A 14,901-nucleotide genomic window follows, 5' to 3' on the forward strand; every position below is an offset into this window, starting at 1 on the left:
GTAAACGCCACCCGGTGCGCCGTGCGCCACCGCGCGGACCGAAATTCAGCGTCCGGACATCCTGATCCCGCCCGCGCGTCAGGTATGCAGGAGGAATGACGGACAACGACGGCCAGGTGGCCGGACTCCTGCTCGCCGCGGGCGGCGGCCGGCGCCTCGGCGGACGGCCCAAGGCGCTCCTCGAACACCGCGGGCGCCTCCTGGTGGAGTACGCGGCCCAGGTACTGCGCGAGGCCGGCTGCACCCGCGTCCATGTGGTCCTCGGGGCGCGGGCCGACGCCGTGCGGGAGCGGGCCGACCTCGCCGGGTGCGTACTGGTGGACAACCCCGAGTGGGAGGAGGGCATGGGGTCCTCGCTGCGGGCCGGGCTGGAGTCCCTGCGGGGTACGGGGGTCCGGGCCGCCCTGGTGTCCCTGGTCGACCAGCCGGGCATCGGGCCGGAGGCGACGGCCCGGCTGCTGGCCGCCCACCGCTCCCCCGCGACGCTCGCCGCGGCCTCGTACGAGGGGAAGCGCGGCCACCCCGTCCTGCTCGGCGCCGACCACTGGGCGGGGATCGCTGCGACTGCGACCGGCGACCAGGGGGCACGCGCGTATCTGAAGGCGCACGCGGACGCGATCGCTCTCGTCGAGTGCGCGGACGTGGCGCGGCCCTACGACATCGACACGGCGGCGGACCTCGCCCGGTACCTACAGTGAGCGAGGTGGCACCGAGCGCCACCTTGTCTCGATCCGGAGAGTCTCGACGTCAACAAAACATTGAACTTCCACCATGAGGAAACTAGTATCCACTGATCAGAAGCGCCCGGCCCCTCGACGGGCGTTCACCGCCGCAACCCGGTCGACTGGCACCCGGTGCCACGTTCGCTGAAGGAAGTGACAGCTCATGTCCGCACCAGCGCCGTCCCCGCTGGCCATCGTCGACGCCGAGCCCCTGCCCCGGCAGGAGGAGGTCCTGACCGACGCGGCCCTCGCCTTCGTCGCCGAGTTGCACCGGCGGTTCACGCCCAGGCGTGACGAGCTCCTGGCCCGGCGCGGTGAGCGCCGCGCCGAGATCGCCCGTACCTCCACGCTCGACTTCCTCCCGGAGACGGCCGCCGTCCGCGCGGACGACTCCTGGCGGGTGGCCCCCTCGCCCGAGGCCCTGAACGACCGCCGGGTGGAGATCACCGGTCCCACCGACCGCAAGATGACCATCAACGCGCTCAACTCGGGCGCCAAGGTGTGGCTCGCGGACTTCGAGGACGCCTCCGCGCCGACCTGGGAGAACGTGATCCTCGGCCAGGTCAACCTGATCGACGCCTACACCCGCTCCATCGACTTCACGGACGAGCGCACCGGCAAGTCGTACGCGCTGAAGGCGCCGGAGGAACTGGCGACGGTCGTGACGCGCCCGCGCGGCTGGCACCTGGACGAGCGCCATCTCGTCGACGCCGACGGCACCCCGGTCCCGGGCGCGCTCGTCGACTTCGGCCTGTACTTCTTCCACAACGCGCAGCGGCTCATCGACCTCGGCAAGGGCCCGTACTTCTATCTCCCGAAGACGGAGTCGTATCTGGAGGCCCGCCTCTGGAACGAGGTGTTCGTCTTCGCGCAGGACCACGTCGGCATCCCGCAGGGCACCGTCCGCGCGACCGTCCTGATCGAGACGATCACGGCCGCGTACGAGATGGAGGAGATCCTCTACGAACTGCGCGACCACGCCTCGGGGTTGAACGCGGGCCGCTGGGACTACCTCTTCTCCATCGTGAAGAACTTCCGTGACGGCGGGCGGAAGTTCGTCCTGCCGGACCGCAACGCGGTCACGATGACGGCCCCGTTCATGCGCGCCTACACCGAACTGCTCGTGCGCACCTGCCACAAGCGCGGGGCGCACGCGATCGGCGGCATGGCCGCGTTCATCCCCTCGCGGCGCGACGAGGAGGTCAACAAGGTCGCCTTCGAGAAGGTCAAGGCTGACAAGGACCGGGAGGCCGGCGACGGCTTCGACGGGTCGTGGGTGGCCCACCCGGACCTCGTGCCGATCGCGATGGCGTCCTTCGACGCCGTGCTCGGCGACCGGCCGAACCAGAAGGAGCGGCTGCGCGAGGAGGTCGACGTGAAGGCGGCCGACCTGATCGCCGTCGACTCGCTCGACGCCAGTCCCACGTACGACGGGCTGGTCAACGCCGTGCAGGTCGGCATCCGTTACATCGAGGCGTGGCTGCGCGGGCTCGGTGCCGTCGCCATCTTCAACCTGATGGAGGACGCGGCCACCGCGGAGATCTCACGCTCGCAGATCTGGCAGTGGATCAACGCGGGCGTGGAGTTCGAGCACGCCGGGGAGTCCGTGAAGGCGACGCCCGAACTGGCCCGTGAGATCGCGGCGCGCGAACTGGCGGACATCCGCGCCGAGATCGGCGAGGAGGCCTTCGCGGCCGGGCGCTGGCAGCAGGCGCACGACCTGCTGCTGACGGTCGCGCTCGACGAGGACTACGCGGACTTCCTGACGCTGCCCGCGTACGAGCAGCTGACCGGCTGAGCGCCGGCCAAAGCCAGGTACTACCGCTCCGAGTGGCCCAGGGACTTCTCCGGGGCCACTCGGTCGCGTACCAGGCGCTTCACGGCCGTCGGCTCGGGGAAGCCCTGCTCGCGGCGGTCCCAGACCACCTCGTCGTCGACGCGTACGACGAAGACACCGCCGGTGCCGGGCTTGAGCGCCAGCTCGGTCAGCTCCTGCTCGAAGGTGGTGAGCAGTTCCTGGGCGAGCCAGGAGGCGCGGGGCAGCCAGCGGCACTGGGTGCAGTACTCGATCTGCACGCGGTGCGGCTGCCCGGCCGTGACGGCGGGCGCGGCGGCGGGTGTGACGGCGGGTGTGTCGTCCGTGGTCATCCGAGGTGTACCGACCAATCCTGTTGCGCCGCCGGTTTGCCGTGCAGGTCGGGGACCCGCTTGAGCCAGTCCGGCCGGCCCTGCTGCGTCTTCGCGGCCCGGCGGGCGTCCTCGTCCGCGAGCTGTTCCCGGGTGGGGAAGTCGGTGGGGAGCCAGGCCGCGGAGGCCCTGACCCGGGCGAGGAGATAGCCGACGTACGCCTCGCGGACCTCGTCGGGCGTCGCGAAACCGGGCTCGTCGGCGAGCCAGGCGTCGGGCACCTCGGCCGTGATCGCGCGCAGCAGTTCCTCCGTCACCCGCGGCGCGAGTTCGGCGTCCGCCGCGCGGGTGTCGGGGGTGTGGCCGCCGAGCGCGTGCTGCCGGAAGTCGTACGCCTTCTCCGGGTCCGACTTCTCCGGGGCCGACGCGTCCCAGCGGTGGTGGAAGACCAGCGCGGCCCCGTGGTCGATCAGCCACAGCTTCGGGGGCGCGACACCGAGCGTGGGCCAGATCATGAGGTTCGAGCTGTGTCTCGTGCGGTCCACGTTGACCGTGAGGGCGTCCAGCCAGACGATCCGGCCCGCCTCCAGCGGATCGACGTCGAAGGCCTGCGCGACCTCGGGGGTGAAGTCCCGCGCACCCGACAGATAGTCCATGCCGAGGTTGAGTCCGGCGCTGGCCCGCAGCAGGTCCTGGACCTCCTGGTGCGGTTCGTCCGCGGCGATCGCCGGATCGAAGTGCACCAGCACCAGCTCGGGGAAGCGCAGGCTCAGGGCGCGCGCCAGCTCCCCCACGATGATCTCGGCGACCAGCGCCTTCCGGCCCTGTGCCGAGCCGGTGAACTTCACGACGTACGTCCCCAGGTCGTCGGCCTCGACGACTCCGGGCACGGAACCGCCCGCCCGCAGCGGGGTCACGTATCGGTCGGCGGTCACTTGGCGCAGCACACCCGCCACTGTAATTCAGCCGCCCGGGATGTCTGCCGGGCGCCCGCGGTGCCGGTCAGGCGTCCGGCGCGCGCAGGGGGTTCGGGACCGGCCGGTAGCGTGCCGCGGCGCCGTCCGCCCCGGTCCAGCGCAGCAGCAGGTTCGTCTTGCCGGGCAGGGTCGGGGCACGGAGGAGGTCCGTCACCTCGGGCAGCTCCGGGGCGTACCGCGCCAGCTCCCGGCGCGCGGGCTGCCACGGGTCCAGCCGCGGATACCGCTCGCGCAGGGCGTCCGCGATCTCCAGCAGGTTGTTCACGACGAGGCAGTACACCAGCCGCTCCCACCCGGCCGCCCGGGTCACGTCCGGCAGCAGCTTCACGCCCTCGGCATCCCGGAACAGCGCCTGCACGGGGGTACCGTCCGCGTCCACGGCCACCACCGTGTTCTGCAGATGCGCTTCGAGTACGACCCCGTGCCGGGCGAACAACTCCATTACGGGCGGGACGACTTGGCGCAGATACGCGGTCCACCAGGCAGCCGGATCGGCGAGGGTGTCCAGAGGGTTTCCGTCGAAGCCGGCCAGGTCGGCCGTGCCCGGTGGGTCGTACGGGCCTCCCCCGCCCTCCGTCAGCGCGGCCGCCAGCAGCGGAGTCGCACCGGGGGTCACATGCCCGCCCAGACCGTCACGCACAAGAACGGCCAGTTCCTCGAAGGCGAAGTCCGCGGTGCGGTAGCCGCGGTCGCTCAGCCAGGCCGCGCCGCCGGAAAGCGTGCGGAAGGCCTCCGTCACGGCGGCGTCCGTACGCCGGAGCGCGAGGAGGTCGTGCCGCCACAGGCGCCGGATGTCGTTGGTGATGCGGACGTCGAGGCTGAACTTCACGAAGAGGTCGGCGTCCGGGGCGTACAGGGTGCGGATGGCCGCCGTGGGCCAGGCAGACCACGGTGCGGTCCCGAGGTGCACGAGGCGGCCGTCGGCGAACGCCTCGCGGATCTCCGGGCTGCCGCCGACGAGGTCGAGCTGCCACGGGTGGGCCGGGAGCAGCCGGTAGCCGTCGGGGGCTTCGCCGAGGGCGTCCAGGGCGCTCGTGTCGCCGTCCTGCACGCAGACGTCCTCGCGCAGGCCGAGGAGCACCGGCGGGAAGTCGGCGTACGCCTCGGGGGCGTACGGGAGCCAGCCGGTGACCGGGCCGCCGCCGCGCGCCTTGGGGGCGGGATGGTGGGGATGCCCGGTGATCAGGGACTGCTCGGAGCGGCGGTACGGGTCCGGCGGCGGGGCCACGCCCTGTCGGGCCGCCAGGATCGCCGCCACCGCGTCCCGGCTGTCGGTCATCTCGGCGGGCAGCTCGGAGTTGGGCAGGCCGGTGTGCAGGCGCAGTTCCTCGGCGGCGAGCTTGACCAGTTCGGGGTGGCCGAGCCGACGCCAGGTGCCGTCGTCGAACAGCTCCGAGTCGCGGGGCCGGCGCCCGTCGCGCACCCGCAGGAGCCGCTCACCGGCGGGCAGCCGGTACACGCGACGGGCGACGGGCGCGTGCTCCGGGCCCGACGCGGGCGCGGGCGCGGTCTCTGGCTCGTGCTCCGGCTCCGGCTCCGGCTGTGGCTGTGGCTCTGGCTCTGGCGCGCCGATCTCCCGGAGCAGGCAGTTGAGCAGCGGTGCCGCCGCGATCACGTCGGCCGCTTCGGCGACGCCGTCGGTGGCCCGCGCGGAGGGCGTGGAGGGGGTGGGGGACATGGGCTGCATGGGTGGCACGGGGGGCATGTGATCGACGCGATCCGTTCGTTGCATACGGTGCACTTGCGCTGAGTATGTCCGGATGTCCCGCGGCGTACCCGGCCGGACGGCGTCCCCTCACCCTAGGAGCCCCTGTGCATCCTCCCCGCACCCCGGCCGAGACCGAGACCGCTCTCGCCGCCGAGCTGCGCACGGTACGCCCCGACCTGCTCTCCCCGTACGCGGCCGAACTCCCCGGAGCCCGGTCGGCCGTGCTGACCCGGCTGTGGCGCGGGCTAGCCCTTGAGCCGCTGCCGTGGGTCACGCGCCGCGAGGCCGGGCACGACGGTCTGACGCTCCGGCTGGCCGACGGCCGCCGACTGCACGGACCGCGCCCGGACGCGTACGCGACGGCCCCGACCGTCACGGAGGTCGAGCTGGACGGGACGGCGTACGACCATCCGGCCGCGCTGATGACGGCGCTCGGACTCCCGCACGGCCTGCCTTTCGCGGCCGAACTCGCCGACAGTGTCGCCTCGTTGGCGCTGTCACGCGCCAACCAGCCTCTTTCGAGGAGTCCTTCGGCCGGTCCGTCGGCCGGTCCGTCGGAGGCTCCGCGAACGCTCTGGGAGTGGGAGCAGCGCGTCGTGGACGGGCATCCCTTCCACCCCAACTGCCGTTCCCGGCCCGGGTTCTCGGTGGCCGAGCAGCTGGCGTACGCCCCCGAGCACCGGCCGGTGGTGCGGCTGGGCCTGGTCGCCGTACGGGAGGAGGACTGCCGGTCGACGGGCGAGTGGCCCTACCGGGAGGCGGGGCGGCTGCTGATCCCCGTCCATCCGTGGCAGGCCCGGCATGTGCTGAAGGACGAGAAACCCGTCGGGGGCGAGATGGCCGCGCACCCCCTGATGTCGCTGCGCACCCTCGCGGTGCCGGGCGGACCGCACGTCAAGACCGCGCTCAGCGCCCGGCTGACCTCCTCCGTGCGGGACATCTCGGTGTACTCGATCACGTCGGCGGCGACCGTGTCGGCGTTCATGGAGTCGATGGCCGGGCGCCTGGACGGGCTGCTGCACATCACCCGGACCCTGGGCGCGGTCACCGCCGGCTCCGCCGATCTGGCGGCCGTCTCACGGGAGTCCCCCGAGCTGTACGCGGGGCCGGGCGAGCAGGTCGTGCCGGTCGCCGCCCTCGCCGCGAGCGGGCTGCCCCGGTCCCCGCGCCGCCTCGCGGAGTTCAGCCGGCTGGCGCTCACCGTGGGGCTGCGGCTGCTCGACCTCGGTGTCGCCCTGGAGGCGCACGGCCAGAACCTCCTCGTGGTGCTCTCCCCCGCCGGTGACCCGGTGCGGCTCGTCTACCGCGATCTGGCGGACATCCGGATCAGCCCGGCCCGGCTGGCCCGTCACGGCATCCCGGTCCCCGACCTGACGGGCCGTATCGTCACGGACGACGAGTCCGTCCTGCGCAGCAAGCTCTTCGGCTCTCTCGTCGCGGGCACGCTGGCGGCGACGGCCGGTTCGACGCAGGCGCTGCGCGAGGCGCTGTCCACGGCGGTACGCGATCTGCCGCGCACCCCGGATCTCGCGGCGCTGCTCGAAGAGCCGCTGCCCGCAAAGGCGTTGACACTTATGAGGCTGTCGCCGGAGCGGCCCGGCGACATCTGGGCCCGGCTGCCCAACCCGCTCGCCGACCCCCTCGCCGACCCGCTCGTTTTGAAGCGCGGCGCCTTTGATCAATAGGATCCGTCGATGATCACAAGACAACGGCTGGCGGCGGGCGCCTGCGCCCTGCTCGCCGCCCTGGCGGCCGGGATCGCACTCCCGCCCGACGCCGTCGCCGACGAGCCCTCGGGGACCGCCGCGCCGAAGGTGAACCTGCTTCTCGACGTCAGCGGCTCCATGCGGGCACGGGACATCGACGGCCAGTCCCGGATGGCGGCCGCGAAGCAGGCCTTCAACGAGGTCCTCGACGCGACCCCCGAAGAGGTCGAGCTGGGCATACGCACACTCGGCGCCAACTACCGCGGCGACGACCGCAAGACAGGCTGCAAGGACACCGAACAGCTCTACCCCGTCGGGCCGTTGGACCGTACCGAGGCGAAGACGGCGGTCGCGACCCTGTCGCCCACCGGGTGGACCCCGATCGGCCCCGCGCTCCTCAAGGCCGCCGACGACCTCGAAGGCGGTGAGGGCTCCCGCCGTATCGTCCTCATCAGCGACGGCGAGGACACCTGCGCCCCGCTGGACCCGTGCGAGGTGGCGCGCGAGATCGCCGCCAAGGGGATCGGCCTCACCATCGACACGCTCGGTCTGGTGCCGAACACCAAACTGCGGCAGCAGCTGAGCTGCATCGCGGAGGCGACCGGCGGAACGTACACGTCGGTCGAGCACACCGACGAACTCACCGACAAGGTCAACCAGTTGGTGGACCGTGCGGCCGATCCGGTGGTGACGCCGGTCGCCGTCGAGGGCGCCGACTCGTGCGCGAAGGCACCCGAGGTCAAGTCGGGGCTGTACACCGACCGTGAGGAGTTCGGGCAGCACCGCTGGTACCGCGTGGACCTGCCGGCCGGCTCCGAACTGCGCGCCTCGGTGAGCGTCGCGGCCGACCGCCAGGTCAACCGGGACTACGGGGTGTCGCTGCGGGCGGTCACCACGAACGGCCGTGAGATCGTGCGCGGCGAGACCACCGGCACCGGGCGGACCGACGTCATGTCGGCCGGTCTGCGCTATCCCAAGGCGGAGAGCGACGACTCCGACGACGACTCCGGGTCCGCGACCGAGGTCGTGTGCCTCCAGGTCGCCAACTCCTTCTCGGCGGCCTCCGGGGTGAAGACCACGCCCGGTCTGCCGCTGGAACTGACCATCGACGTCGTGGACGGGCCCGACGCGTCGAGCGACGTGGCCTCCTTCGGCCTCGGCCGCGGCTGGTGGCTGCTCGGCGCACTGGTGCTCACCGGCTTCCTCGCGGGTGTGCTGTGGGGTTGGGTCTCGCGCTGGCGGGTCGCGGTCTGGAGGACCAACTGATGCGTGCGAAGCTTTTGTTGCGGGCGGCGAGTGCGGGGCTGCTGCTGCTCGGGGTCGCGGCGGTTCCCGCGGTGGCCGACTCCTCCCCCTCCGCGAGCCCGTCGGACGACTCCGACGCGCCCACCTCTGCGGGGACGTCCTTCCGTACGGCGGCCGAGGTCGACCAGGGGCAGCGGGCGACCGCCGGCGCGTCCACGGGCGACTACCTGTACTGGTCGTTCCCCGCCGACGCGGGACAGCGGCCGACGGTGAAGGCGAAGGTGAAACTGCCGGGCTCGCACGCTTCCGCGACCTGGCAGATCGACGTGTACGACGGGCTGCGGCGGCGTCAGGCGTGCCAGTACGGGGCGCAGACGCGGACGGCGGCGCAGGACGCGGGGGCGGTGGAGCTGTCCTGCACGCTGCGTACGGTGCGGGCGTGGTCGGAGCCTTGGGCCGACGATCCGCTGCCGGGTACGTACTACATCCGGCTGACCACGGTCGGGCTGACGGCCGCCGATCTCGGGCTGCCGGTGACCACCGAGGTGCGGGTCGACTCCAAGGACATCGGTGGGGCGGCGGCGGTCGACGGCGCGCTGTCCGAGCCGCTGGTTCCCGGGGTCGCGGTGAAGTCCGAGGCCGAGTCGGGCGACGAGGAGTCCGACTCGCCCGCGGCCGTGCTGTCCAGCATCGAGCCGGATGACGGGTGGGCCTCCGGGTGGTGGTCCGACCGGTGGGTGTGGACGGGCGTCGGGGGTGTGCTGGCCGCTCTCGCGGGGATCGGGGGGTATGCGCTGACGCGCGGAACGGGGCGGCCGCGGCCGTAGCCTTTCCCTGAGGGGCCGGCCCGTGGGTTGCCGCCCGCGGGCCCGCGGCGGCTGGCCGCGCCCCTTCGAGGGCGTGTGTGCATCGTTGGGCGCGGGTGCGTCGTGGTTGGCCGCGCCGTTCCCCGCGCCCCTTCGAGGGCGTCCGTGCATCGTCCAGTGCAGGTGCATCGTGGCTTGTCGCGCAGTTCCCCGCGCCCCTGAACGGGCGGGCCCGTGCGTTGTCGGGTGCGGGTGCGTCGTGGTTGGCCGCGCCGTTCCCCGCGCCCCTTCGGGGGCGTGTGTGCGTCGTTGAGTGCGGGTGCGTCGTGGTCGGTCGCGCCGTTCCCCGCGCCCCTTCGAGGGCGTCCGTGCGTCGTCGGGTGCGGGTGCGTCGTGGCTTGTCGCGCAGTTCCTCGCGCCCCTGAGGGGGCCCGGCCAGGGCCACCCAAGGGGCGCGGGGAACTGCGCAGTCTTTTGTCTTTAGGGGCGCGGGGAACTGCGCGGCCAGCCACAGCGCGCCCGCAGCCGGCAACGGCCCCAGGCCCCGTCCCACCCAGGGGCGCGGGGAACTGCGCGGTCGGCCACAGCGGGCTCGCAGGTGATGACGCACCCGGGTGGGTCAAGGCTCGCGCAGTGCCTTGGCCAGAGGGCCCTCGCCCGAGACCGCCACCCGGTGCGTGCGTATCGCTTCCGCGAGTGTCAGGTCGCCCCGGCCCAGCAACATGCATGTCTCCGTGTCCAGCGCGAGCCGGGCGTCCGGCGCAGAGGGCGCGGGCCCCTCCCCGTAGACCGGCCCCTCCCCGGCCCCGGCCCCGGCACGGACGTAGAACTCGCCCTCGTCCAGGCGCACTTGGACAACCCCCTCCCCGAACCCCTCCAGTGCCCGCAACAACGGCAGCGCGAACCAGTGCGCCCGCACCGCGTCCGTGGCCCGCCGTTCCGCCAACAGCGGCGCCCCCCACTCCCCGAGCGCCTGCAGCACGGGCAGCAACTCCCGCCCACGGCCGGTGAGTTCGTACACGTACACCGCCCCCGGCGGCGGCATCCGCCGGCGCGTCGTCAGACCGTCCCGCTCCATGTCCTTGAGCCGGGACGCCAGCACGTCCGTGCTCACCCCGGGCAGGTCGGCGTGCAGGTCGGTGTAGCGGCGCGGCCCGGCCAGCAGCTCGCGGACGATCAGGAGGGTCCAGCGGTCACCGACGGCGTCGAGCGCCCGGGCAGCGGAACAGTACTGGTCGTAGCTTCGGCGAGGTGACATGCGACGCAGTCTAGACAACTTGTTGGACTTTCCAAGCGTGAACTTGGTAAAACCAAGCAACACCACAACCTGGAGGTGCGCACCGCATGGAGTTCCGGCAGTCGAGCAAGCTCAGCGAGGTCTGTTACGAGATCCGGGGCCCGGTCATCGAGCACGCGAACGCCCTGGAGGAGGCAGGCCACAGCGTGCTGCGCCTCAATACGGGCAACCCCGCGGCCTTCGGCTTCGAGGCCCCGCCGGAGATCCTCCAGGACATGATCCGGATGCTCCCGCAGGCACACGGCTACACGGACTCGCGCGGCGTCCTGTCGGCCCGCCGCGCCGTGGCGCAGCGCTACCAGGAACGCGGGCTCGAAGTCGACGTGGACGACGTCTTCCTGGGCAACGGCGTCTCCGAGCTCGTCTCGATGGCCGTCCAGGCCCTTCTGGAGGACGGCGACGAAGTCCTCATCCCCGCCCCGGACTTCCCGCTCTGGACGGCGGTGACGACCCTCGCGGGCGGCAAGGCCGTGCACTACCTGTGCGACGAACAGGCCGACTGGTACCCGGACCTCGACGACATGGCGTCGAAGATCACGGACCGCACGAAGGCCGTCGTCATCATCAACCCGAACAACCCCACCGGCGCGGTCTACCCGAAGGAGATCATCGAGGGCATCCTCGACCTGGCCCGCCGGAACGGCCTGATGGTGTTCGCGGACGAGATCTACGACCAGATCCTGTACGACGACGCCGTGCACCACACGGCCGCCGCGCTCGCCCCCGACCTGGTGGTCCTCACCTTCTGCGGCCTGTCGAAGACGTACCGCGTGGCGGGTTTCCGCTCCGGCTGGCTGGTGGTGACGGGGCCGCGCCAGCACGCGAAGAGCTATCTGGAGGGCCTGACCATGCTGGCCTCCATGCGGCTGTGCGCCAACGCCCCGGCCCAGTACGCCATCCAGGCCGCGCTCGGCGGCCGGCAGTCCATCCATGAACTCACCGCACCCGGCGGCCGGTTGCGCGAACAGCGCGACATCGCGTGGGAGAAGCTGAACGAGATCCCGGGCGTCTCCTGTGTGAAACCGAAGGGCGCCCTGTACGCGTTCGCGCGGCTCGACCCCTCGGTCCACAAGATCCACGACGACGAGAAGTTCGTCCTCGACCTGCTGCTGCGCGAGAAGATCCAGGTGGTCCAGGGCACCGGATTCAACTGGCCCCGCCCCGACCACTTCCGCATCCTCACCCTCCCGTACGCCGACGACCTGGACGCGGCGATCAGCAGGATCGGCCGGTTCCTGAGCGGCTACCGGCAGTAGAGGGGGATGTCAGACCCAGGTCGTAGCCTTCGTCTTCGAAGAGTTCCGCCCTGGGGAAGGAGCATCCCGTGACCCGACCGCCGACCGCCGCGCAGCGGCGCGTCATCGACGCCGCCGATCCTGTGAGCGGGCGCCTGAGGGGTACGGAGAGCCAGCTCGCGGCGCTGGTGCGGCACGGGCTGGCCTTCCGGCACCCCCGCCCGCCGCACGACCACTTCCTCACACCGGCCGGGCACCGGATACGCGAGGAGCCGGCCACCGCGGTGGCGGCACCCGCCGGGACCTCCGTACCCGCCGGTTCGGCCTCGGGCGTGTTCGCCGCGCGGGTGGGCGGCGAGGAGGCCGCCGACGCCGGACCGTCGCGCCCGCGTGAGGTGCGCAGCGCCTGGCAGGGGCTGTTGGAACTGCGCCGGATGACCAACACGGGCGGCGTCACGGACCGGCCGTGCGCGTGGGAGCGTACGCATCTGGTGCAGGCCGCCGCCCTCGCACTGGAGGCGGCGGGACTGCGCCCGGCGGGCGCGGGCCCGGAGTCGGGCACCGCGGGCTACCGGGTGCGGGCGACGCCTCAGCCGGAGGCCGTCGCCGTGCGCGAGCCGGACGCGGCGGCGCTGAGACAGTGCGCGGCGACGCTGGAGAAGGCCGGATGGCAGACGAGCGAGCACACGGAGCCGCGCACGGGGACGCGCTACCTGCTGGCCTCGCCCCGCCGGACGTGACGACCCCGACAGCCCCGCACCGCACCGACGCCCGGCTGTTCGGCCTCTGACACCGGCTCGTCACCGAAGCCCCGCGACCTCGACCGGGTCACTCCGGCGGGCGGCGGGCGTCGTACGCGGCGCGTGACTCGGCGATCGTGACGCGGTGCCGTTCCGCCCAGTCGGTCAGCCCCAGCAGCGAGGCGTGCAACTCGTGTGCCACCGGCGTGAGTTCGTACTCGACCTTCGGCGGGACCGTCGGGTGGACGGTGCGGGTGAGGAGTCCGTCGCGCTCCAGATTGCGCAGGGTCAGCGTGAGCATGCGGCGGCTGATGCCCTCGATACTGCGCTCCAGCTCGGTGAAGCGGATCGGCCCGTGCGCGGCGGCCACGATGATCAGAACGCTCCATTTCCCGGCGACCCTGTCAAGAACCTCGCGGACGGGGCACGCGTGCGCGTTCACGACCTGCGAGGTAACACGGGTGTTCCCCTGGGACATCCGAGTGCCTCCTTACGGCCGGTCTTCACAGTCACACACGATGTCCTCCGTTACAAGTCGTGCACCTATGGAATATCCAGCACTCATACGGAGGCCGTGACCATGTCGTCCCGGATCGGAGCCCGCACGACGGGGCTCACCCAAGGCAGTCCGGACCCCGCGCGGCCAGCGCGGACGTACTCCCGTCGAGCATCCCTCATCGTGCTGTGCGGGGGCGCGCTGATGACGATCCTCGACGGAAACGTCGTGACCGTGGCGATGCCCGCGATCCAGAGCGATCTCGGCTTCTCGTCCGCGGGGCTCGCCTGGATCGTGAACGCGTATCTGATCCCCTTCGGCGGTCTGCTGCTGCTCGCGGGACGGCTCGGCGACCTGGTGGGACGCCGGCGGATGTTCGCCGCGGGACTCGCCCTGTTCACCGTGGCGTCCGTGCTGTGCGGGGTCGCCACCGGCCAGGGCGCGCTGATCGCGGCACGGGCACTGCAGGGCGTCGGCGGGGCGATGACCTCGGCGGTCGTACTGGGGATGCTGATCGCGCTCTTCCCCGAACCGCGTGAACAGGCCGGGGCCATCGCGGTGTTCAGCGCGGTCGGGGCGGCGGGCGGCGCGCTGGGCACGTTCCTCGGCGGGGCCCTCACCCAGGCGCTCAACTGGCACTGGATCTTCCTGATCAACCTGCCGATCGGGATCGCGGCCTGGATCGCCGCGCTGCGCGTCCTCGCTCCCGACCGCGGCGCGGGGCTCGGCAGGGGCGCCGACTATCCCGGGGCCGCGCTGGTCACGGGCGCGCTGATGCTCACGGTCTACGCGATCGTCGGCGCCGGGGAGCGGCCGGTCGGCGGCACGCTGGTCCTGGCCGCGGTCTCGCTCGCGCTCTTCGCGGGTTTCACCCTGCGGCAGGCACGGGCCGCGCGTCCGCTGCTGCGGCTGAGGCTGTTCCGCTCACGGCTGCTGACCGGCGCCAACGGTGTGCAGATCCTGATGGTCGCGACGATGTTCGGCTTCCAGTACATCGGGGCGCTCTACATCCAACGGGTGCTGGGATACGGCGAGTTGCGGACGGGGCTGGCGTTCCTGCCCGCGCCCGTGCTGATCGGGGTGCTGATGCTGGGCCTGTCGGCGCGGACGATCGGCCGCTTCGGGGCGTACCGGGTGCTGCTCGCCGGGCTCGCGCTGATCGTGTCCGGGATGGGCCTGATGAGCCGGATACCGGTGTCCGGGTCGTACGTGGTCGATGTGCTGCCTCCGATGCTGTTGCTCGCGACGGGGTTCGCTGCCGCGATGCCCGCGGTGACGGGGCTCGCCATGGCGGGGGTGGCGGAGGAGGATGCCGGGCTTGCGTCCGGGCTCTTCAACACCACGCAGGTGGTGGGGAGTTCGTTGGGGCTGGCGGTGCTGACGACGCTTGCGGCGGGGCGTACGGAGCGGCTCCTGGCGGGTGGGGAGGTGTTCGCGGTGGCGACCGCTGACGGGTATCGGTTGGCGTTCGCCGTTGCGGCGGGGATCGCCGGGGTGGGGTTGGTGGTCGCTGCGGTGGTCCTGCGGCCGTCGGCTCGGGATTCCCTCGCCCCCGCCGCCCCTACCCGTTCCCGTCACTGACTCGGGGGCTCCGCCCCCGAACCCCCGGTCCTCAAGCGCCGGACGGGCTGAAGGATTCGCGGACCGTCCGCGACTCTCCAGCCCGTCCGGCGTTTGAGGACGAGCGCGAAGCGCGATCAGGGGGCGAGGGGCGCAGCCCCAGGTTGGGAAGGGAAAGGGCGGCGGGGGCGAGAAAACGCTTGACGGGTATACGTCACTCTCAATCTCTGGTAGGAAACTTTCCTAACAGTACGGAAGAGCGACTCCCACCCCCACTGGAGG

At 72.2% G+C, this 14,901-nt stretch carries 13 protein-coding genes; 8 read left to right on the plus strand and 5 right to left on the minus strand.

The genetic code is table 11. From position 1 onward, the window contains the following. The first annotated feature begins 95 nt into the window (after positions 1-95). Together J8N05_RS30335 and aceB are read left to right on the plus strand one after the other, a co-directional pair. Positions 96-698: a nucleotidyltransferase family protein gene (locus J8N05_RS30335; RefSeq protein WP_210888564.1), complete on the plus strand. Its 603-nt coding sequence runs from the start codon at positions 96-98 to the stop codon at positions 696-698. Between the two features lie 187 nt (positions 699-885). Beyond that, complete coding sequence (aceB, locus tag J8N05_RS30340) at positions 886-2,520, plus strand: malate synthase A (RefSeq protein ID WP_210888565.1); 1,635 nt, start codon at positions 886-888, stop codon at positions 2,518-2,520. A gap of 20 nt (positions 2,521-2,540) precedes the next feature. Here aceB and J8N05_RS30345 read toward each other — a convergent pair whose 3' ends face one another. Genes J8N05_RS30345 through J8N05_RS30355 form a run of 3 tightly spaced genes read right to left on the minus strand, consistent with a single transcriptional unit; the run spans position 2,541 to position 5,513 of the window. Beyond that, a complete protein-coding gene (locus J8N05_RS30345; protein ID WP_247706560.1) occupies positions 2,541-2,870 on the minus strand; it encodes a SelT/SelW/SelH family protein in 330 nt (109 codons plus the stop codon). Then, positions 2,867-3,796 carry a HipA family kinase gene (locus J8N05_RS30350; RefSeq protein ID WP_210888567.1) on the minus strand — a complete coding sequence of 310 codons (930 nt, stop codon included), beginning with the start codon at positions 3,794-3,796 and terminating at the stop codon, positions 2,867-2,869. Before J8N05_RS30350 ends, J8N05_RS30345 begins: the two co-directional genes overlap by 4 nt. A gap of 55 nt (positions 3,797-3,851) precedes the next feature. Then, complete coding sequence (locus J8N05_RS30355) at positions 3,852-5,513, minus strand: IucA/IucC family protein (RefSeq protein ID WP_407699944.1); 1,662 nt, start codon at positions 5,511-5,513, stop codon at positions 3,852-3,854. Positions 5,514-5,578: 65 nt separating this feature from the next. On the opposite strand from J8N05_RS30355, the gene J8N05_RS30360 reads away from it, so the two are divergent. From J8N05_RS30360 to J8N05_RS30370, 3 genes are read left to right on the plus strand one after another with little or no spacing between them, the layout of a single operon-like run. Continuing rightward, complete coding sequence (locus J8N05_RS30360) at positions 5,579-7,219, plus strand: IucA/IucC family protein (protein WP_210888571.1); 1,641 nt, start codon at positions 5,579-5,581, stop codon at positions 7,217-7,219. Between the two features lie 9 nt (positions 7,220-7,228). Further along, complete coding sequence (locus J8N05_RS30365; protein WP_210888573.1) at positions 7,229-8,506, plus strand: VWA domain-containing protein; 1,278 nt, start codon at positions 7,229-7,231, stop codon at positions 8,504-8,506. After that, positions 8,506-9,312, plus strand: a complete 807-nt coding sequence (locus tag J8N05_RS30370) for a hypothetical protein (RefSeq protein WP_210888576.1) — start codon at positions 8,506-8,508, stop codon at positions 9,310-9,312. Before J8N05_RS30365 ends, J8N05_RS30370 begins: the two co-directional genes overlap by 1 nt. Positions 9,313-9,910: 598 nt before the next feature. Here the strand turns inward: J8N05_RS30370 and J8N05_RS30375 are convergent. After that, complete coding sequence (locus J8N05_RS30375) at positions 9,911-10,549, minus strand: winged helix-turn-helix transcriptional regulator (RefSeq protein ID WP_210888579.1); 639 nt, start codon at positions 10,547-10,549, stop codon at positions 9,911-9,913. Positions 10,550-10,635: 86 nt separating this feature from the next. Here J8N05_RS30375 and J8N05_RS30380 point away from each other — a divergent pair, with 86 nt between their 5' ends. Both J8N05_RS30380 and J8N05_RS30385 read left to right on the plus strand, forming a co-directional pair. Then, positions 10,636-11,844, plus strand: a complete 1,209-nt coding sequence (locus J8N05_RS30380) for a pyridoxal phosphate-dependent aminotransferase (RefSeq protein WP_210888582.1) — start codon at positions 10,636-10,638, stop codon at positions 11,842-11,844. Positions 11,845-11,912: 68 nt separating this feature from the next. Then, entirely contained in the window at positions 11,913-12,563 is a 651-nt protein-coding gene (locus J8N05_RS30385) for a hypothetical protein (protein WP_210888586.1), read from the plus strand. Between the two features lie 88 nt (positions 12,564-12,651). Here J8N05_RS30385 and J8N05_RS30390 read toward each other — a convergent pair whose 3' ends face one another. After that, positions 12,652-13,041, minus strand: a complete 390-nt coding sequence (locus J8N05_RS30390) for a winged helix-turn-helix transcriptional regulator (protein ID WP_210888587.1) — start codon at positions 13,039-13,041, stop codon at positions 12,652-12,654. 102 nt (positions 13,042-13,143) lie between these two features. On the opposite strand from J8N05_RS30390, the gene J8N05_RS30395 reads away from it, so the two are divergent. Next, entirely contained in the window at positions 13,144-14,640 is a 1,497-nt protein-coding gene (locus J8N05_RS30395; protein WP_210888589.1) for an MFS transporter, read from the plus strand. Positions 14,641-14,901 lie beyond the last annotated feature (261 nt).

Origin of the sequence: Streptomyces liliiviolaceus (assembly GCF_018070025.1) — a bacterium.
Taxonomy (GTDB): domain Bacteria; phylum Actinomycetota; class Actinomycetes; order Streptomycetales; family Streptomycetaceae; genus Streptomyces; species Streptomyces liliiviolaceus.